At 71.0% G+C, this 255-nt stretch carries 1 pseudogene; it reads left to right on the top strand.

The features are described 5' to 3' along the window. Positions 1-255: pseudogene (locus QSK36_RS43380) on the top strand (hypothetical protein); the annotation flags it as partial.

Genomic DNA, 255 nt, shown 5'->3' with positions numbered 1-255 from the left:
ACCCCCGCCGCGGCCTACAACACCCGGCCCAAGGCCCAACCGGCCGCCAACCGCGACGGCGACACCCACACCCGCGTCCGGCACGACCGCGTCGACCACACCGGCGTCGTCACCCTGCGGATCGGCGACCGGCTCCACCACATCGGCATCGGACGAACCCACGCCCGAACCCACGTCATCCTGCTCGTCGACGATCTCCACGTCCGGGTGGTCAACGCCACCACCGGAGAACTCCTCCGCGAGCTGACCATCGAC

Source organism: Microbispora sp. NBRC 16548 (assembly GCF_030268985.1).
Classification (GTDB): domain Bacteria; phylum Actinomycetota; class Actinomycetes; order Streptosporangiales; family Streptosporangiaceae; genus Microbispora; species Microbispora catharanthi.
This window is presented reverse-complemented; position numbering and strand designations above follow the sequence as displayed.